The organism is Pseudomonas sp. RU47 (assembly GCF_004011755.1).
Classification (GTDB): Bacteria; Pseudomonadota; Gammaproteobacteria; order Pseudomonadales; family Pseudomonadaceae; genus Aquipseudomonas.
In genome coordinates, this window is the sequence record NZ_CP022411.1 from 5,896,871 (window position 1) to 5,915,735 (window position 18,865).

Genomic DNA, 18,865 nt, shown 5'->3' on the forward strand with positions numbered 1-18,865 from the left:
TCAGTTGACCGTGACCTGACCGAGGGCGGCTTTCGCTTCCTGGGCCTGATGCTGCGGTGCGTAGACCTGCTTGAAGCGCACCGGCGGCAAGTTGAACTGGCCCTTCTGCGAGAATCGCACCAGATGGCGCAGCCGCAACTCGCCGCTCAGCGCATCGACCGGCACCGCATAGGCCAACTGGCCCGGTTCGAAACGCGCCTTCTCCAGCGCCGTCGGCTCGGTGCCGTCCTTGCCCTGCAACTTGATGCCCCACGTCGTGCGCTCGACATCAGCGCCCGGTGGCAGCGGCACTTCGAGCATGCCGTAGCGCAGTGGTTTCGGCGCTTTGCTGGTGAGGATCACTTCGTCCAGATACAGGCTGTCGCTGGACAGCGGCTTGGTGCCCACCGGCTCCAGCTTGAAGATGAAGGCTTCATCGCCCGGCACCAGTCGCGACAGGCGACGGGTGATGGTCACGGCCATTGGATCGACTGGCGGTTGCTGGGTCTGGAAGCTCAACGCCGCGCGCAATGGACGCTCTTGCGTGCCGGACACTGTCAGCACGCTCGGCACTGGCGCCGCGCCTTGCCACGTCCAGTACATCTCACCGGTTGCACCGTAGTTTTTCTTCCAGCCCTCACCCGGCGTCAAGGCGATGGTCGGCGAAGCCTGGGCGATGCTGCGTTGCAACCAGGTCAGCGCCAGCGCACGTTCGAGGGTCGATTGCTGCGGCAACAGTCGTTGCAACAGCGCTTGCGCACGTGCCTGATCGAACGGTTGCAGTGACAGGTTCAACGCTTCGGCAAATGGCTGCGAGCTGACCGAAAGACGCTGTTGTGCAGCAGCCAACTGACGATTGAACGCGTCCGGCAAGGCGACTTTCGACTGCGTGGCCAAAGAGGCGGTCAACACCCGTGCCGCTGCCAGACCGAGCGCCGAATCCGGATCGCTCATCACCAGACTGTCTTCACCATCGTCGAGCATGGTCTCAGCATTGCCTTCACCGGCCTTGGCCAGATCGTCGATCAAGCCGCTAAGCAGCGTGTTCACCGGCAAATGCATCTGCTTGGCGAACGACAGAATCAGCGCGCGTTGCAGCAAAGGCGTGTTCGGCGCTTGCTTGGCGTAAACTTCCAGCACCCGCTGCCAATGCTCCGGCGGCAAGGTCAGCTCCAGCACCTGGCTGGCGTTCCAGTCGGCGTAATAGGCGTAGGCAGTGAGGAACGCATCCGGCTCACCGTCGTAACCCCACCACGTGAAGCTCGCCGATGGCCCGGCCATTTGCACCAGACGCAGACGGCTGTTCTGCATGATCAGGCGCAAGCGATCACGAATCTGCGGATTCGATGCCAGCGACGGATAAGCGATGCTCAGCGGCAGCAAACGACTGGCAGTCTGCTCGACGCCACCGTACGGATAACTCAGCAGATCATCGAGAGCCGAACGGAACAGCGCTTGCGGACTGTCATCCAGACGCAGGCGAATATCCGTGGCATCCGCCGGCAGGCTCAACGGCGTGTCACCACTGGCGACATCGAGGCCTTGCGTCTGCGTCACCTGCCAGCCGTCACCGGTCGCACTGAGGCGCACGGCGAGGGAGTCGGCGGTTTTGCCGTCCTGCACCAGTTCAGCCGTCCAATCACCGGAAGCCAAGGCGAATGCTGGCAGCGGCAGGTAATTGATGCCGTTGTTGAGGGTCACCGGGACACGTTGTTCAGCGCCAGCGTAGTGGGCCACGAGTTCAGCCTTGACCGGTTTCTCGGCCTGACTGAACGCGAACACACCGAGTTGCGGCTGATCGCCCTTGCGGAATTTGCTCGGGCCGCTCCACTTCAGGTACAGCGGTTTTTCCGAACGCACGAACTGTTTCTTTTGTCCGACCTGACCGTCATCGGCGATGGCGCGGGCGGTAATGCGCCAGCGGGTCAGCGAGTCCGGCATTTTGAAAGTGAAACGGGTTTTGCCGTCGGCGCCGGTCAACAACTCCGGTTGCCAAGCGGCCGTGTCGACGTCTTCACGACGCGGCCGCTCCAGCACTTTCACCCCGCGCTCGCTGCGGTTGGCTTTGCCCGGCGCGCCCGGGCTGCCCGGCAACGCGACATCGTAACTGATGAACGACAGACTGGCGCTGGTACGCACATTGTTGCGGCGCGGGTGATAGAAGAACTGGTCGATGGTCGGTGCGACTTCCGGTTGCAGCGCGTAGACCATTTCGTCGACGACGCTGACGGTCAGATGCGCCGGAACGGCTTTGCCGGCGAACTGCGTGGTCAGGTCAACCGTGACCGTGTCGCCCGGCAGATACACCGCTTTGTCGGTGCTGATCGCCACGTCGATTTGCGGCGCGACCACTTTGATCCCGGCGTTCTGGAAGCTGTACTGACCACCCTTGGTGTAGAGCACGGAGAAGGTCAGGTTCGGCGCAAAGTTGTCCCTCACCGGGATACGCGCGCGGTATTGGGTGTCGCTGAGCTTTTCCAGTTTCAGCCAGTCGCCGCCCTTGGCCAGCAGCGCAGTAGCTTCGACCTTGTCGCGCTCCAGAGAAAGCAGAGCATCGCTGACCGGTTCCGGGAACGTGATCAGCGCCAGCGCTTCATCGCCAGCCTTGTACTCAGGTTTATCGAGGACGATTTCCACGGTGCCCGGCACTGCTTTTACGCCATCGCCGGTGACCGAATGCCCGGTGGCACCGAGCACGCGACCGTGCTGATCCTTGAGTGTCAGGTTGTAAGTGCCCGGACGTTCGAAGGCAATGCTGAAGCCTTTGTCAGTCGCCGCAAGTTTGCCTTCACCGGTGCTCTGGTCTTCCAGACGCACCCAGCCATACGTGCTCGGCGTCACCGCTTTGCTTTGTTCGGTGCCGCCCTCATTGGCGTAGCTGAACGCAACCTTGTCGCCGACCGCGCTGAAGCGTTGCGGTGCGCTCAAGCGGAAGCTCGCCGCGCCACGGTCGATGAGGATTTCCTTGGTGGTCTTGACCCGATACGCCGCGCCATCGCTGGCAAACACGGTGAGCATGTAGCGGCTCGGTTTGTCGGCGGCCGGCAAGTCGAGGCTCGCGTTGCCCTTGCTGTCGGTGGTCAGTTCGGTGCTGGTCAGCTCCACCGGGAATTGCCCGAGGTATTGCAGCTCGTTGTCGACCATCGACAGTTGCTGGGCGCGCAGGCTCAGGGTCAGTTTGGCGTTGGCCACCGGTTTGCCGTCCGGGTAGAGCAGCACCAGACTGCCCTTCACCGGTTCGCCGGTGCGGTAATCCTGCTTGGCCAGATTCAGCGAAATCTCGAAGTGCGGCTTGATGTACTCCGCCACACGGAAAGCACTGCTGTAGGCCTGTTCCTTATAGTTGAAACGAATCTCGTAACCACCGGCAACGGCGTTGTCCGGCAACTGGAAACGGCCCTGAGTGCCCGCCTTCGAATCGAGCTTAAGGTCAAGGTGTTGTAGCTCGGTACCGGTCGCATCGAGCACGCTGACCGAGACATCCGCTGCCCCCGGCAATACCGAATCCCGCGCATTCTTGAACTCGCGACCGACGATCTTCAGCGACACCCAATCACCCGGGCGGTACAGCGGCCGGTCGGTGAAGGCATAGAGTTTGGTGTCGTAGATTTCGCTGTCGTAGTAGAAGTTTTCCGAGACGAAGACGCCGCCCTCTTCATCCTCGCCGATCACGAACGAACGCTCAGGGCTGACGTGTTTCAGGCGCAGCAAACCATCAGTGTCGGTCGCGCCGCTGCTCATCACACCGAGGCCATCCGTCCACAGCACATTGACCTTCGGCACCGAGCTGCCTTCGTGTTTGCGTGCGGCCCAGACCAGCAATTCATCGCCAGCAATCTTGCTCACCGCGACGGTGTTGGAGACGAACACCATGGTGGTCGCGCGGTATTTACCGATCAGCGCTTCGACCAGATACAGACCCGGCTTCAGATTGCCCAACGGGATGTAAACGTTACCCGGCGCGACGCTGACGAAGTCGCTCGAAGAGCCCGCGAGATTGACCCCGGCTGGCGGCTGAATCGGCTTGGCTTGCCACAATGGATAACGGAACTGGCTGACCACCGGCAGACCCGGAATCAGCGCAAATTGCGGCTGTGCATCGTACGGTGTCGGCGCGGCAATGGCGTTGCCCATCTTCAGTTCCGGCACCTCTTCGGTTACCTGTTTGCGCGACTCATAAGAGAACGCGCGCTGCATCACCCGACGGGATTTTCGGTACCAGTTGTCCCACAAGTACGCGAGGGTGTTGGACAAGCCTTCGCCCTTGAACTGGCCATCGCTGACCACGCGGTGCAGGTTCTTCTGGCGTTTGAGGAAATCCAGCGGCTTGTCGATGCGATACACACGAATATCGGCGCCGCCGTACGGTTCCATGCGGAAACGACGGTAATCACGGCCCGGCGCTTCGAGGCGCACCATCGCCTGCTCGTCTGCGGCGAAACTACTGTCGGCGAGGAGGAAAAAGCTCTCACCGGACACCGGCGTATAGCCGCTCGGCTCCACCGAATCTTCGGCGTTAACGGTCGCCAATGGCAGCAACAGCGCCAGCAGCAAAGGAATTCGCGAGCAGATACGCAACATGCGGGCACCGGTCATTGGGAGAGAAAGTTCAGTCGATAGACGCCGATGAAGTTGGGGTTGGCTGCGTCGGGTATCCATCGGGTGTCCTTCCATGTCATGAGTTGCTGCAGGCTTGCCGAACGCATGCCGTTGTCAGTCGGGGTGGTGGTGCCGGTGTGATAGGCGATGTAGCGGCCCATCCAGATCATCAGGTGCTGGTCGTCGCCCTGATCGAAAAACATCAGGTCACCGGGCCGCGCCTGCGACACGTCGCGACTGACCAGATGGCTGTTGAACTGAATCAGTTTGATCGCGTTGACGTACGGCCCGACCTTGCCGCCGCCCTGCTGCCATTGCTGGGCAAGCTTGCGTTGCTCATCGCTCAGCGAAAGCTCGGGCGGCAGGTAGCGATTGGACAGGCCATTGCTGCGCAGCCATTTGTCGTCGTGGACTTTCAGCGCTTCGTTGGCGGCAAAACGTACCAGCCCGGCACAATCCTGCTGATACCAGCGCGGGCTCGGGCCCTGGCTGAGTTGCTCTTGGGCGATGCGCACAAACCAGGCGCGAAACACCTGGGATTGCGCCGGGTCCAGCGCTGGCGTTTCAACGGCTCGGGCACCCGCACTCAATAGCAGCGCAAGCAGGCCGAGGCTGCGGATCAGTGTCGTCACAGCGCTTTCCACTCCAGCGGCAGCCACTGCCAGTGGCCGTCAGGCTCGCTGCCTTCAGGCAAAGTCAGGGCATATTTGCCGTAGCCGCCGAGGGTGCGCAGTTTCGGGATCAGATAGGTTTGTGCGGCGTTGTAGAACACCGGCTCCATGTCCTGCGGCAGGCTGTCGAGGGTTTCCTGCTGCATCAGTTGCGCCATCGAATCCGGGCCGAAATAGATCGGCATCAGCACATCTTTCGGCAGCACGTCGGCCATTGGCGGGAAGCGCTTATCGAGGGTGCCGAGGGCCTTGTCGACCAGTTTGTCGTCGAGGGAAAACAGCAGCGTCGAGCCGTGACGGGCAAGACTGACTTTCATGAATGCCTTGCCGGAAATCGCGTCCGGGTTTTCCGCAGTCTTCGCTGCGTAGGGGCCGAAATTGGAACTGACCTGACGCTGCCAGACGTGGTTCTGGCCTTCCTGCTTCTCGACCACCGGGAACACGTTTTCTTCGACGTTGGCCTCGAACGCACCAACCATCGAACCGAACAGCTTGCCGAGGTCGCCATCGAGTTTGCTGCTGTCCTCGTCTTTCAGACTGGCCACCAGCAACGGCGTGTACAACCGCGAATCGGCGTACCAGCACAGGCCTGCCGCGCCGGCCACGTGTTCGGTGAGGGTCTGCGCCACGGTCTCTTCGGCACCAAGTTTTACCAACAGCGGTTTTTGCGGTTCGGCCGCGACCGGCAGGGTTACGCAGGCACTGGCCCCCAGCGGCATGGCTTGCCAGACCGGTTTGAAATCGAAGTCGGGCTGGTTTTCCAGCTCGTCCATGGCGAGGTAGCTGTGCCAGCCCTTGTCGTCCATGTCGAAGCGCAGCCCGGCGAAGTTCGGGATGAAGCGCTGATAACCCATGGCCAGAACACTGGAATTGACCGACAGACGCTGCTTGGTTTCCGCGGTTTTCGCTGGCAGACCGAACGCTTCGGGGAAGAGTTTTTCGCCATTGAGCAGCGCTGCCAGCGCTTGTGGCGAGACGTGCCCCGATTCTTCAGAGACGCCACTTTCCGGGTCGTAGTACTTGGCCGGGTTCGACAGCACCACCAGTTTGTCGCCGTGGGAGGCAAACAGCAGCGCTTTGCTGGCGTTATAGGTCAGTTGGTACAACGGCACGCTATCGCCGCCGACTTTGAGTTCGCCCATCTGACTGAGTTGCGTGTCATCCATCGCGACTTTCGCCAGCGGCTCGAGCAGCTTCGCCAGCCCGCCGCGATCCATCACCAGCAGGAAATCCTTCAAGCGACCATCCGCGCCACGCCACAGCGCGACATCGGCCGGTTGATCGAAAAGCTGCTCGATCAGGCTGTCCTGCAACTTCAGATCATGCTCGTAGATGATCCGGCGCAGACTGCCGATCAAGCCGAGGCGATCAGCATGAGTCTCGTAATAGAAGACGAAATCCTCGGTGAGCGTGGCCTTGAGGAACGGCACCGTCAGCAGGTCCTTGGGCAACTGGCTCAGCGAACGGGTTTCCAGCAACGCATCCGGACGGCTGAGGCCAAGCTTGTCACTGGCCAATTCCGCCGGCGGTGCCTTGGGCTTGAGCAGCAACCAGCCAAAACCACCCGCCACGCCGGCCACCAGGCACAACCCGGCCAGAAGCAAAGGCCAGCGCCGCGAAGGTTTGGCCGCTGGCGTGTCGGCAGCCGGAGTAACAGTGTTATCGCTCATCTTTTCAAAGCCCGATTTCATCCGTGCAGCGGGATGCTTATTAATAGTTGAAAGTCTTGACCAGCAGCAGATCACCGATCGCCCGCAGGGGTACGATGAACGTTTCGCGTTTTTCGTCGACGGTGTTTTCGTTGAGCACCAGCGTGATTTGCGAGGTGATCACCTCGTTCTGGTTGCTGGTCTCCTCGAAGTTATAGCCGCCGTTGCCGAAGTTGCCCCAATAGTTGACGTAAACCAGATAGGTGCCGTGCAACGGCGCGGTCATGGTGAACATTTCCGGGCCCGGGCCATCAACGCCATCCGGGTCAAGACCGCCGCCATTGCTCAGCGCTGGCCGAGCCCAGAACGCATGCTGACCGTCAGGCGTGACAATGTGCAGATCGAGCTCGGCTTTCGGATCGTCCCATCCCAAGACAAGACGAATCCGCGCCGGCGTGCGCAAATTGTTTGCTTCATAAAATTGCACGCGCTTGAGCGACTGGCCTTCGGCGCTGATCACTTCGACGCTGTTGGAGCCAGCGCCGAACGCGTACGGCCGGGCGAAACGGCCTTGGTCGTCGGTGTACAGATTCAGTGGATTGCCATTCACGGCGAGACTGTGCGGCGGGCGCATATCGCCGATGGCCTTGAGCTGGCCCTGGATCATCGTGCGATTGCGCTGGATGCCGCGATCGATCGGCGGCGTCGGATAGGCGACTTGCGGGTTTTCGCTGCGGTCGAGCAAGCCGTGATAGCGCCAACCGCCCACTGGCTCCGACAGCTCGGCCGTCGGCGCCGCCAGCAGCGCGGGCGCGCAGGCCAGGCCGATCAGCAGCCAAAGAAATGAACGCATGTAATGCCTCCTGCCATGCCTGAACGAAACCTTGCACCCGATCCTCGGTACTTCACAGCGGTGAAAACTGCGTTTCGTCTGAAAGACCCGTGACTATGGGGTCGTAGAAGGCGCGAAGATTAGCGATTCGGCGGTTTTTTAACAATCGGATACATGTGCTTTTACTGTAGGAATCACGCCAATCCGGTGGACGGTGAGCCGAATAGCCGTCATATTCGGCTCACAAAATGAGCCGAATAGCTTTTCTATTTGGCTCACGGACTCAAGGCAGGCAACGAATGGCAACTCACTGGATCTGGCAGCAGCCCGATTGGCCCGACTTCAACTGGCAGGCAGAACGCCTGACACCGTTGTTGCGTGAGTGTGTGCAGGCGCAAGGTCAGTTGATGGGTATGGCCGGTTCGGTAGGTGACTCTTTGGGGGCTCAGGCCGAACTGGACGCCCTTTTGCAGAATATCGTGACGTCTTCGGCCATCGAAGGTGAGCAACTGAATGTCGGCTCCGTGCGGTCATCCTTGGCGCGACGTTTGGGCCTGGAGTTGATCGACGGCGATAAAGTCAGCCAACGCAGTGAAGGTCTGGCGCAACTCATGCTCGATGCCACCCGTCGATTTGTCGAACCGTTGACGCTGGAACGCTTGCTGGAATGGCACCAATGGCTGTTTCCCGATCAAGAGGCTGACCTTACTGCGCGCTCAATGCATGTGGGTGCGCTACGCGGTGACGAGCCAATGCAGGTGGTTTCGGGTCGCATTGATCGTCCAACGGTTCATTTCGAAGCCCCACCACGCCAAGGTCTTGAACAGCAGCTCGACCAGTTTCTCCAATGGTTCGAGGCCAGCCAGCATCAGACAGCACTGGACCCGATGCTTCGCGCGGGCATCGCCCACTTCTGGTTCGTCACCCTGCATCCGTTCGACGATGGTAACGGCCGTCTGACCCGCACCATCACTGATCTGGCGCTGGCACAGGGCGAAGCGCAAGCCATCCGTTTCTACGCCATATCGGCGAGCATTCTGGATGATCGTTCCGGCTACTACCGGATTCTGGAGTCCAGCCAGAAAGCCGCGCTGGATATCACCGAGTGGCTCTCTTGGTTCCTGCAAACCTTGCTACGCAGTCTGCAACAAGCCATCACCCGGATTGAAAGCGTGCTGGGCAAGACGCGTTTCTGGCAGGCACACCGCGAGTCCGAACTTTCGGCTGAGCAGGTCAAAGTGCTCAATCGCCTGCTCGATGGCGGCGAGCGGGGCTTTGAGCACTGCATCAGCGCCGGGCAATATCAAGCGGTGGCGAAAGTGTCGAAGGCCACGGCGACCCGACATCTTGTGGAGTTGCTGGAGAAAGGTTGCCTGCAACGCTTGCCGGGAGGTGGCCGTAGCACGCGCTACCAGATCAATTATCCGGACAGAGCAGCACGTTAAACCCAACCGCCACAGTGTCATTCTTTGCCCTTGAGAGCCGGCCCGCTCATTTGCCCATAACCCCCCTATCTGCTAGTGTCGCGCCGGTTTAACGTCAACCGGAAATCGCCGCCATGGCCCGCAAAAAAGCTGCACTGGATTTCGAACAGTCCCTCGCCGACCTGCAAACACTGGTCGAGCGTCTGGAGAACGGTGAATTGTCGCTGGAAGACTCGCTGACCGCTTTCGAGCAGGGCATCGGTCTGACCCGTGACTGCCAGGCAGCGCTGGCGCAGGCCGAGCAGAAAGTGCAAGTGCTGCTGGAGCGCGATGGCGAACTCGCCGAGGAACCCTTCGACGCGGAACAGCCAGAATGATTGCGGCGTATACGGCGAGCAGCCAGACCCGGGTCAACGCAGCGCTGGAAACCCTGTTCAATGCGCCGCTGCCGGAGCTGGCGCGGCTTTACGAAGCCATGCGCTACAGCGTGATGAACGGCGGCAAACGCGTGCGACCGCTGCTCGCCTACGCGGCGTGCGAAGCGCTCGGTGGCAAGGCTGAACAAGCCAACGGCGCGGCCTGCGCGGTTGAGCTGATCCACGCTTATTCGCTGGTTCACGATGATTTGCCGGCGATGGACGACGACGATTTGCGTCGCGGCCAGCCGACCACCCACAAGAAATTCGACGAAGCCTGCGCGATTCTTGCCGGTGATGGTTTGCAGAGCCTGGCTTTCAGTGCCCTGCTCGACCCGCGCCTGAGCGATTGCAGCAGTGACATCCGCCTGCAAATGGTCACCGCGCTGGCTAATGCCGCAGGCCCGGCAGGCATGGTCGGCGGTCAAGCCATCGACCTCGGCTCGGTCGGCCTCAAACTCGATCAGAAAGCCCTCGAACAGATGCACCGGCACAAGACCGGCGCACTGATCGAAGTCAGCGTCAAACTCGGTGCTCTGGCCAGCGGCCGTGCCGAGCAGGATGAACTCCGTGCCCTGCAGACTTATGCACAGGCCATCGGCCTGGCCTTTCAGGTGCAGGACGACATCCTCGACGTCGAAAGCGATACCGAAACCCTCGGTAAACGCCAGGGCGCCGACATTGCCCGCGACAAACCGACCTACCCGGCGCTGCTCGGTCTCGACGCTGCCAAGGCTTACGCGCTGGAACTGCGCGATCAGGCCCTGCACGCCCTGCGACCGTTTGACGCGGCGGCCGAGCCCTTGCGCGAGCTGGCCCGGTATATCGTCGAGCGGCGCAACTGACGGCGTATCCGCCAAAAAAGACCAACGCGTGGGCAGGGGGCGATGCATCAGGTAAACTGCGGCATCTTTTATACCTATAACGATTCGCCTGATGCCCACGACGTTTCATGAGATTCCCCGCAAGCGCCCGACCACGCCCCTGCTCGACCGCGCGAACACGCCGGACGGCCTGCGCCGGTTAGGCGAAGCCGAGCTGGAAACCCTGGCCGATGAGTTGCGCCTGGAATTGCTCTACACGGTCGGCCAGACCGGTGGGCATTTCGGTGCCGGCCTGGGCGTGATCGAGCTGACCATCGCGTTGCATTACGTCTTCGACACGCCGGACGACCGTCTGCTGTGGGACGTCGGGCATCAGGCGTATCCGCACAAGATCCTCACCGGTCGCCGCGAGCGCATGGGCACCCTGCGCCAGAAAGACGGCATCGCCGCTTTCCCGCGTCGCTCCGAGAGCGAGTACGACACCTTTGGCGTCGGCCACTCCAGCACCTCGATCAGCGCTGCGCTGGGCATGGCGATTGCCGCCCGCCTGCAGGACAGTGATCGCAAGGCGATTGCCGTAATCGGCGACGGCGCATTGACCGCCGGCATGGCTTTCGAAGCGCTGAACCACGCGCCGGAAGTGAACGCCAACATGCTGGTGATTCTCAACGACAACGACATGTCGATCTCGCGCAATGTCGGCGGTCTGTCGAACTATCTGGCGAAGATCCTTTCCAGCCGCACTTACGCGAGCATGCGCGAGGGCAGCAAGAAAGTCCTGTCGCGCCTGCCCGGCGCCTGGGAAATCGCCCGCCGCACCGAAGAATACGCCAAAGGCATGCTGGTCCCCGGCACGCTGTTCGAAGAGCTGGGCTGGAACTACATCGGCCCGATCGACGGCCACGACCTGCCAACCCTGATCGCCACGCTGCGCAACATGCGTGATTTGAAAGGCCCGCAGTTCCTGCACATCGTCACCAAGAAAGGCAAAGGCTTCGCCCCGGCGGAAGTCGACCCGATCGGTTACCACGCCATTACCAAGCTCGAACCACTGGACGCTCCGGCCGCCGCGCCAAAGAAAGCCAGCGGGCCGAAGTATTCGGCGGTGTTTGGCGAGTGGCTGTGCGACATGGCCGCCGCCGATCCACGTCTGGTCGGGATTACCCCGGCGATGAAGGAAGGCTCGGATCTGGTGGCGTTCAGCGAACGTTTTCCGTTGCGCTACTTCGACGTGGCGATTGCCGAGCAACACGCGGTAACGTTCGCTGCCGGCATGGCCTGTGAAGGCGCAAAACCGGTGGTGGCGATCTACTCGACGTTCCTCCAGCGTGGTTACGACCAACTGGTGCATGACGTCGCGGTGCAGAACCTCGACGTGCTGTTCGCCATCGACCGTGCAGGTTTAGTTGGCGAAGACGGACCGACCCACGCTGGCAGCTTCGATCTGTCGTATCTGCGTTGCATCCCGGGCATGGTCATCATGACCCCGAGCGATGAAAACGAACTGCGCAAGATGCTCACCACCGGCCACCTCTACAACGGCCCGGCGGCGGTGCGTTACCCGCGTGGCAATGGTCCGAATGCGACCATTGAGAAAGACCTCGAGCCGATCGAAATCGGCAAGGGCATCGTCCGTCGTCAGGGCAGCAAAGTCGCCTTGCTCGTGTTCGGTGTGCAACTGTCCGAAGCGCTGAAAGTCGCTGAAAAACTCGATGCCACCGTGGTCGACATGCGTTTCGTCAAACCGCTCGACGAAGAGCTGGTGCGCGAGATTGCCGACAGCCACGAATTGCTGGTGACCATCGAAGAGAACGCGATCATGGGCGGCGCCGGTGGCGCGGTCAGCGAGTTCCTCGCGCGCGAGAACATTCTCAAGTCGATGCTGCATCTGGGCTTGCCGGATATCTACGTTGAGCACGCCAAGCCTGCGCAAATGCTGGCCGAGTGCGGGCTGGATGAGGCCGGGATCGAAGCGTCGATTCGTGAGCGTCTGGCCTTACTCGACAAATAAACGCAATACCCTTGTGGGAGCGAGCCTGCTCGCGAATGCGGACTGTCAGTCAAATCAGGGCTGACTGATACACCGCATTCGCGAGCAGGCTCGCTCCCACATTTGATTTGTGCACATCTGAAATTCCCGATTGATTTCCATGAAACTCTCGCGCCTCGCCCTGCCCTTTCTTCTGCTGCCATCCACCAACGCTTTCGCCGATACCTTCGAGCGTGATCAGGCACTGAAACTGCCGGACACGCTGATCTCAGCCAACCGCCAGGTCGAGGCCCGCAACGACAGCAGCGCCGCCAACACGGTATTCACCCGCGAAGACATCGACCGCCTGCAACCGAGCGACGTGCCTGATCTGCTGCGGCGCGTACCCGGCGTGCAAGTGGCGCAGGCCGGCGGACGCGGCAGCCTGCCGGGGATCTACATTCGCGGCACGCAGTCGGCGCAGAGTCTGGTTTTGGTCGATGGCCAGCGCATCGGCAGTTCAACGTCCGGCGACAGCAACCTGCAGCATCTGAATATCGAACAGATCGAGCGCGTGGAAGTACTGCGCGGTTCGCGTTCGGTGATTTACGGCAGCGATGCGATTGGCGGGGTGATTCAGATCTTCACCCGACGCGGCACTGAGCAGGGTTTGCAGCCCCGGATGCACGTCGGTTTCGGCAGCAACCAGACTTGGCAGCGCAGCCTCGGCTTGTCCGGCGGCGATGAGAAAACCCGTTTCAACCTCGGCGCCAGCCTGGATGAGACTGCCGGGATTGATCGCACCCATGAGTCGTATCCAAGCGATGGCGATCACGACGCCTACCGCAATAAATCCGTCAGCCTGAGCCTCAGCCATGCACTGACCGATGACATCGAAATCGGCACCAATCTGCTCGATAACCGTGGCAAGGGCGAGTTTGACAACCCGTTCGGCCGCTTCGACATGACCACATTCGAATCGCTCCAGCAGCAGCCCTACAGCGATTTCAACGTCAGCAGTGTCAGCAGTTACGTCGATGCGCGGATCAACGAAACCTGGAAAACCCGCGTCGAGTTCGGCCACACCGAGAATCGCGAGAAAACCCTCGACAAGCTCAGCGACGAACGCACGGTGTTCAACACCTACCGCGATTCGGTGAACTGGCAGAACGACCTGACACTGGACGCACGCAACAGCCTGATCCTCGGCGGCGACTGGTACGAAGACCGGGTCAACAGCAGCACCGCATTCGACGAAGACAGTCGCTGGAACCGCGCCGCGTTTATCCAGCATCGTTATCAAGCCGACAGCTTCTCCACGGAGCTGGGCCTGCGCCATGACGACAATCAACAATTCGGCAGCCAGAACACCTGGAGCGGCACGTTCACCCTGCCACTGAACCCGGACAACGATTTGTTGCTGAGTTACAGCGAAGGTTTCCGCGCGCCGACCTTCAACGACCTGTACTACCCGGACTTCAGCAACCCGGATCTGAAACCGGAAACCTCGAAAAGCTACGAGCTGCAATGGCGCAGTCAGTTGACCGACAGCAGCCGTCTCGAGGCGTCGATTTACCGTACTGACCTGGAAGACGCGATCATCTTCGGCAGCAACTCACGTCCAGAGAACGTGGCTTCGGCACGAATCAATGGATTTGAAGCGGCACTGAAGCAGGAACTGTTCGACTGGCAGAGCAACCTTGGCGTTTCGATCATCGATCCGCGTGATCGTGATACCGGGCACACCTTGGCCCGACGTGCGCGGCGCACGTTGAGCTGGGATCTGGATCGACAGTTTGATCAAGTCAGCCTCGGCGCCAGTTGGCAGGCGGTCAGCAGCAGTTATGACGATAAGGACAATACGCAGGCGCTGGGCGGCTATGCGCTGTTCGGCTTACGCAGCGGCTGGGCGTTGAACCGCGAGATCAAGCTGGATCTGAAGGTCGATAACGTTTTCGACAAGGGCTACAGCCGGGCGAACTACAGCTATGACGGCAGCCAGTATGGCTATCGCGAAGAAGGTCGAGTGTGGATGTTTGGTGTCACCTGGACTCCCCAGCTTTGATTTGAATCTTCGGTGATTTCACAGGCCCCTTCGCGAGCAGGCTCGCTCCCACATTTGGAATGCAATCCCCCTGTGGGAGCGAGCCTGCTCGCGAAGTAGTCACCACGGTTTCAGTGGTCCGGCGCGATCAATTGGCAGAGTTTGGCGGTGGCGCTGATCATCTGGCCGCTTGGGCGCTCAAGGCCTTTGTCGGTGACCAGCAGTAATTTCCCCTGCGTCACCGCGGCGACCTGCGGCCACGCCTTCCACGCATTCAGCTGCGCCCGATCACTCGCCAGAATCACCTCAGGATCGCGCTGCAACACCGCCTCAATACTCACCTGCGGCGCCGGCAGACTCAGATCGCTGAACACATTGCGCGCCCCGCATACCTCCAGCGCATCACTGATGATCTGCCCGCCACCGACGGTGTACAGCGGCTTGTCCCACACCTGATAAAACACCCGCAACGGCACGTCCCGGCGATAGCGCTGGCGCAGCTCTGCGAGTTGTTTGCGCAACTCCGAAGCCCGTTTCACCCCACGTTGAGGTCGCCCCAATTGCGCGGCAATGGCTTCTATCTGGGTAATGAGTTGCTCAAAGGAATGCGGTTCGGCGACGAAGGTCGGGATGCCCAAGCGCTTGAGCTGATCACGCTGCGCAGGGCCGACACTGCCGGGCCACAGCAACAATAAATCAGGCTGGAGGCTCAGCAGTTGTTCCATGTCGAGTTGGCCATAGCGGCCGACAGAGGGGACGTTGGCAATTTCAGCAGGACGCTCCCCGGCATCCAGCACGCCGACCAGCAGGTCAGCCGAATCCAGCTCAACGACAATTTCAGAAAGGGACGGCGCGAGGCTGACCACCCGCAGGTTCGCCAGCACAGGGCCACTGACGGCCAGCAGCAGAAGCGCCAGCCACAGACGACGCATCAGCCGAGTTGACGCGGGATACGGTAGAGATAAAACAGCACCGCCGTGGACAACGCCAGCAGCATCAACGGTACGGCTTCAAGACCGACAAACACCGCCAGTGCGCCGATCCACGCCGGCAAGGCTGCCGCGAGAAAAGCCGCACGACGACGGGCTGCGAGGGCAATCCACGCTGCAGGTTCATCCGGGGTATCGAGGGCTTTTTGCGTGGCGATCAGCGCATGTTTATAGCGACCGAAAAACTTCAGGCTGACAAACATCGATGCGACGCCGGCAATGAAAAACGGCATCGCCAGTACTGGCAGAATCCCTTCGCCCTGACCAAACAGCGCGTTGAGCACGAACAACGGCACCAGCGCCAGCGCGAGGTATTTCCACCAATCGACCGACAACCGGCGCCGCACCTGACCGCGAGTCACGCGCGATCAACCTCGCCCTGATGCTCATTGCCCATCATGTGGTCGAGCTTGCTGGCCTTGGTCGCCAGGTAGAGCTTGTTGTGCGGGTTGTGTCCGGTGTGCAGCGGCACGCGCTCGGCGACGGTGATGCCCATGTCGGTCAAGGCTTTGACCTTGCGCGGGTTGTTGGTCATCAGACGCAGGGATTTCACGCCCAGATGTTCAAGCATCGGCAGGCACATCGCGTAGTCGCGCTGGTCAGCGGCAAAGCCCAGACGCTCGTTGGCTTCAACGGTGTCGGCACCGCCGTCCTGCAATTCGTAGGCACGGATCTTGTTCAGCAGACCAATACCGCGACCTTCCTGACGCAGGTAAAGCAATACGCCACGGCCTTCACGGGCGATGGCTTTGAGCGCGCCTTCCAGTTGCGAGCCGCAGTCGCAGCGCTGGCTGAACAAGGCGTCGCCGGTCAGGCATTCGGAGTGCAAACGGCCGAGAACCGGGGCGCCGTCGGCAATTTCACCCAGGCTCAGCACGACGTGCTCGCGGCCGGTGGCTTCATCGAGAAAACCGTGCATGGTGAATTGCGCAAAAGGCGTTGGCAGCTTGGAAGCGGCGACAAAGACGACAGGCACCGGTGTGCTCCTGATCTAAAGAGTCTGAAAATTCGCAGGCCGGCATTGTAACAGCAGGTTCCTACAGACGCTTAGGCTGAATTATCGGGCATAACGATCAAAAAGTTTGATAACTACTGAGTTGCCTCTATCCCCTGTGGGAGCGAGCCTGCTCGCGAAGGCGTCAGGTCAGTCGCCCTCATGCTGGCTGAACCACCGCTTTCGCGAGCAGGCTCGCTCCCACAGGAGTTGTATGCTCAATTCGGGTTGAAGGGATACGGCTGCTTCCACTTCTCGAAGATTGGCTTCAACTCGCCGCTCTTCACCAACTGCTCCATACGCTGGTCATACAGCGCCATCAGCGCTCGCGCCTGTGGCGTGTCGGCAAAGCCGAGAAACAACGGCAGCTCGATCAGGTGTGAATAGCGATACAGCGCCGGATCTGCTGCGGTTTTGAGCACGGCCTCGATCTCGGTCAACGCATCGATGTAGTAATCCGCCCGCCCCTGCTTGAGCATCGATAAAATGCCGGTGCGCCGTTGGATCTGGTTGTAACGCTTGATATTCGGCAGGTAGTTTTCGTAGCGATAACCGCGCACCCAGGCCAGACGATATTTGCCCAGCGTCGCCTGCGTCGGCGATGGATTGCTCGCCAGACCCAACGCGTAGATGTGGTCGGAATCGAAGTTCCAGTGTGGATACAAGACCTGCTCGGCTTCGTCGCGATAGGAACCGACCAGCGCGTCGACTTCCTTCAACTGCACCAGCCCGACCGAACGGGTGTATGGCACGCTACGGATATCCAGCTTTACTCCGGCCGGTTCGAACACTTTGCGCAACACGTCCCAGCCAAGGCCATGGCCGTCGGCGGCGGTGTAGTCTTCCCAGTCTTCGCTGGCCAGATGGATGACCGCCGGCGTCGGCGCAGCTTCCTGCGCACCGGCCACGGTACTCAGCAAAGCCAAAACCACTAACGCCAACCAGCGTCGAGCCATCCCTAGTCCCCTCACTTGATCCTGATATCCCGTGGAATCAGGCGAAAACCCACACCAGACCCTGCATGGCCAGCCAGGCAAATACACCGGCCAGCACGTCGTCGAGCATGATGCCGACGCCGCCATGCACGTGCCGGTCGATCCAGCGGATCGGCCATGGCTTGAGAATGTCGAAGAAACGGAATACGAGGAAACCCGCGAGCAACCAGTACCAGCCTTCCGGCACCAGCCACAGGGTGATCCACATCCCGACCATTTCGTCCCAGACGATGCCTTCGTGGTCATGTACCCGCAGATCGTCGGCGACTTTGCCGCACAGCCAGAAGCCGAACAGCATGGTGATCCCGAGCATCAGCCAGTAACCCCAGTCGGGCAACATTTGCCACAACGGAATAAAGGGTAGCGCAACCAGCGAGCCCCACGTGCCCGGCGCCTTGGGCAAGGTGCCGGAACCGAAGCCGAACGCAAGAAAATGCCAGGGATTGCGCCAGACCGACGGCGGAACGAATTCGGCCGGAACCTGTTTCGGGTGATCTGTCACGGTGTCTCCTGAAAATGTTGATAGCCCCGGATTTGCGGGGTGATGTCGTGCCCTTCGCGATCCAGCAGAATCACGCCCTGACCTTCTGACACACGACCGATCACATGGATCGGCCAGCCATTGGCCAGCAGCGCCGGCAACTCGACGGACGGCAGGGTGAAGACCAGCACGTAATCATCGCCACCGCTCAGCGCTGCACGTTCGGCGCCGCGCTGACCGAGAAACGCCACTAATGCATCCGACAGCGGTACGCGCTCGCGTTCAATCTCAAGCCGCACCTTCGACGCCAGTGCGATGTGGCCACAGTCGGCGAGCAGGCCATCGGAGATATCCAGTGCCGAGGTGGCTTTGCCGCGCAGGGCCTGACCGAGGGCGAGTTGCGGTTGCGGCGACCAGTAATGATCGAGCAGCGGTTGGGCGATGTGTGCTTCAGCCTCACGCTGACCGAGCACCAAAGGCAAGGCGCCGGCCGCATTGCCCAGCTCCCCGCCGACACATAACAAGTCACCCGGTTGTGCACCGCTGCGGGTCAGCGCCTGCTCCGCCGGCACTCGACCAAACACAGTTACCGTAAGACTCAACGGCCCGCGCGTGGTATCGCCGCCGACCAGCGCAACGCCGCAGCTCTGCGCCATGCGGTTCAAACCGCGGGCATAGGCTTGCAGCCAATCGGCGGTCACCGTCGGTACAGTCAGGGCAAGGGTAAAGGCAACGGGCGTGGCGCCCATGGCGGCCAGATCGCTGACCGCCACGGCCAGCGAGCGCTGACCGAGCAGAAACGGATCGCAGGGGTCGGCGAAATGCACACCGGCCACCAGCGTATCGGTAGAGATCGCCAACTGTTCCCCGGGGGGAACAGCGAGCAAGGCGCAATCGTCGCCGATCCCCAGAGCAACGCCTTCGCCGCCCTGCGCACAGGGCGCGGCGGCGAAGAAATTGCGGATCAGCTCGAATTCGCCCATTGAGGTTTCAAGCGCG

At 60.9% G+C, this 18,865-nt stretch carries 15 protein-coding genes; 5 read left to right on the top strand and 10 right to left on the bottom strand.

From position 1 onward, the window contains the following. Genes CCX46_RS26940 through CCX46_RS26955 form a run of 4 tightly spaced genes read right to left on the bottom strand, consistent with a single transcriptional unit; the run spans position 1 to position 7,751 of the window. Positions 1-4,575 carry an alpha-2-macroglobulin family protein gene (locus tag CCX46_RS26940; protein WP_127929932.1) on the bottom strand — a complete coding sequence of 1,525 codons (4,575 nt, stop codon included), beginning with the start codon at positions 4,573-4,575 and terminating at the stop codon, positions 1-3. After that, the gene (locus CCX46_RS26945; protein WP_127929933.1) at positions 4,572-5,210 is read right to left on the bottom strand and encodes a DUF1175 domain-containing protein; all 639 of its coding nucleotides are present in this window, start codon (positions 5,208-5,210) and stop codon (positions 4,572-4,574) included. The genes CCX46_RS26940 and CCX46_RS26945 overlap by 4 nt, the downstream gene beginning before the upstream one ends. Continuing rightward, positions 5,207-6,919 (bottom strand): DUF2138 domain-containing protein, encoded by a 1,713-nt coding sequence (locus tag CCX46_RS26950; RefSeq protein WP_127929934.1) that lies wholly within the window; start codon positions 6,917-6,919, stop codon positions 5,207-5,209. The genes CCX46_RS26945 and CCX46_RS26950 overlap by 4 nt, the downstream gene beginning before the upstream one ends. A 40-nt stretch (positions 6,920-6,959) precedes the next feature. Further along, positions 6,960-7,751, bottom strand: coding sequence for a YfaP family protein (locus tag CCX46_RS26955; RefSeq protein WP_127929935.1), 792 nt, complete (start codon positions 7,749-7,751; stop codon positions 6,960-6,962). 278 nt (positions 7,752-8,029) lie between these two features. On the opposite strand from CCX46_RS26955, the gene CCX46_RS26960 reads away from it, so the two are divergent. From CCX46_RS26960 to CCX46_RS26980, 5 genes are all read left to right on the top strand, one after another. Beyond that, positions 8,030-9,175, top strand: coding sequence for a Fic family protein (locus tag CCX46_RS26960; RefSeq protein ID WP_127929936.1), 1,146 nt, complete (start codon positions 8,030-8,032; stop codon positions 9,173-9,175). Positions 9,176-9,288: 113 nt separating this feature from the next. Then, positions 9,289-9,531 (top strand): exodeoxyribonuclease VII small subunit, encoded by a 243-nt coding sequence (locus CCX46_RS26965; RefSeq protein ID WP_003228627.1) that lies wholly within the window; start codon positions 9,289-9,291, stop codon positions 9,529-9,531. Then, on the top strand, positions 9,528-10,415 hold the full coding sequence (gene ispA / locus CCX46_RS26970) for a (2E,6E)-farnesyl diphosphate synthase (RefSeq protein WP_099757289.1): 888 nt from the start codon (positions 9,528-9,530) through the stop codon (positions 10,413-10,415). Before CCX46_RS26965 ends, ispA begins: the two co-directional genes overlap by 4 nt. A gap of 91 nt (positions 10,416-10,506) precedes the next feature. Then, on the top strand, positions 10,507-12,405 hold the full coding sequence (gene dxs, locus CCX46_RS26975) for a 1-deoxy-D-xylulose-5-phosphate synthase (protein WP_127929937.1): 1,899 nt from the start codon (positions 10,507-10,509) through the stop codon (positions 12,403-12,405). A gap of 139 nt (positions 12,406-12,544) precedes the next feature. Then, positions 12,545-14,428, top strand: coding sequence for a TonB-dependent receptor domain-containing protein (locus CCX46_RS26980; protein WP_127929938.1), 1,884 nt, complete (start codon positions 12,545-12,547; stop codon positions 14,426-14,428). 110 nt (positions 14,429-14,538) lie between these two features. Here CCX46_RS26980 and CCX46_RS26985 read toward each other — a convergent pair whose 3' ends face one another. From CCX46_RS26985 to thiL, 6 genes are all read right to left on the bottom strand, one after another. Next, on the bottom strand, positions 14,539-15,339 hold the full coding sequence (locus tag CCX46_RS26985; protein ID WP_127929939.1) for a cobalamin-binding protein: 801 nt from the start codon (positions 15,337-15,339) through the stop codon (positions 14,539-14,541). Further along, positions 15,339-15,758, bottom strand: a complete 420-nt coding sequence (locus tag CCX46_RS26990) for an MFS transporter (protein WP_122661425.1) — start codon at positions 15,756-15,758, stop codon at positions 15,339-15,341. The genes CCX46_RS26985 and CCX46_RS26990 overlap by 1 nt, the downstream gene beginning before the upstream one ends. Then, complete coding sequence (gene ribA, locus CCX46_RS26995) at positions 15,755-16,372, bottom strand: GTP cyclohydrolase II (protein WP_016984117.1); 618 nt, start codon at positions 16,370-16,372, stop codon at positions 15,755-15,757. The genes CCX46_RS26990 and ribA overlap by 4 nt, the downstream gene beginning before the upstream one ends. Positions 16,373-16,608: 236 nt before the next feature. Then, the gene (locus tag CCX46_RS27000) at positions 16,609-17,346 is read right to left on the bottom strand and encodes a substrate-binding periplasmic protein (protein ID WP_127929940.1); all 738 of its coding nucleotides are present in this window, start codon (positions 17,344-17,346) and stop codon (positions 16,609-16,611) included. Between the two features lie 37 nt (positions 17,347-17,383). Then, the gene (locus tag CCX46_RS27005; protein WP_011336134.1) at positions 17,384-17,887 is read right to left on the bottom strand and encodes a phosphatidylglycerophosphatase A family protein; all 504 of its coding nucleotides are present in this window, start codon (positions 17,885-17,887) and stop codon (positions 17,384-17,386) included. Further along, positions 17,884-18,849: a thiamine-phosphate kinase gene (thiL, locus tag CCX46_RS27010; RefSeq protein WP_127929941.1), complete on the bottom strand. Its 966-nt coding sequence runs from the start codon at positions 18,847-18,849 to the stop codon at positions 17,884-17,886. The genes CCX46_RS27005 and thiL overlap by 4 nt, the downstream gene beginning before the upstream one ends. Between the last annotated feature and the right edge of the window lie 16 nt (positions 18,850-18,865).

What these genes read in the sequence shown, in the direction of transcription:
- CCX46_RS26940 (WP_127929932.1), bottom strand. Translation starts at nt 4,575, where the DNA reads ATGACCGGTGCCCGCATGTTGCGTATCTGCTCGCGAATTCCTTTGCTG.
- CCX46_RS26950 (WP_127929934.1), bottom strand. Translation starts at nt 6,919, where the DNA reads ATGAGCGATAACACTGTTACTCCGGCTGCCGACACGCCAGCGGCCAAA.
- CCX46_RS26955 (WP_127929935.1), bottom strand. Translation starts at nt 7,751, where the DNA reads ATGCGTTCATTTCTTTGGCTGCTGATCGGCCTGGCCTGCGCGCCCGCG.
- CCX46_RS26960 (WP_127929936.1), top strand. Translation starts at nt 8,030, where the DNA reads ATGGCAACTCACTGGATCTGGCAGCAGCCCGATTGGCCCGACTTCAAC.
- CCX46_RS26965 (WP_003228627.1), top strand. Translation starts at nt 9,289, where the DNA reads ATGGCCCGCAAAAAAGCTGCACTGGATTTCGAACAGTCCCTCGCCGAC.
- ispA (WP_099757289.1), top strand. Translation starts at nt 9,528, where the DNA reads ATGATTGCGGCGTATACGGCGAGCAGCCAGACCCGGGTCAACGCAGCG.
- dxs (WP_127929937.1), top strand. Translation starts at nt 10,507, where the DNA reads ATGCCCACGACGTTTCATGAGATTCCCCGCAAGCGCCCGACCACGCCC.
- CCX46_RS26980 (WP_127929938.1), top strand. Translation starts at nt 12,545, where the DNA reads ATGAAACTCTCGCGCCTCGCCCTGCCCTTTCTTCTGCTGCCATCCACC.
- CCX46_RS26985 (WP_127929939.1), bottom strand. Translation starts at nt 15,339, where the DNA reads ATGCGTCGTCTGTGGCTGGCGCTTCTGCTGCTGGCCGTCAGTGGCCCT.
- CCX46_RS27000 (WP_127929940.1), bottom strand. Translation starts at nt 17,346, where the DNA reads ATGGCTCGACGCTGGTTGGCGTTAGTGGTTTTGGCTTTGCTGAGTACC.
- thiL (WP_127929941.1), bottom strand. Translation starts at nt 18,849, where the DNA reads ATGGGCGAATTCGAGCTGATCCGCAATTTCTTCGCCGCCGCGCCCTGT.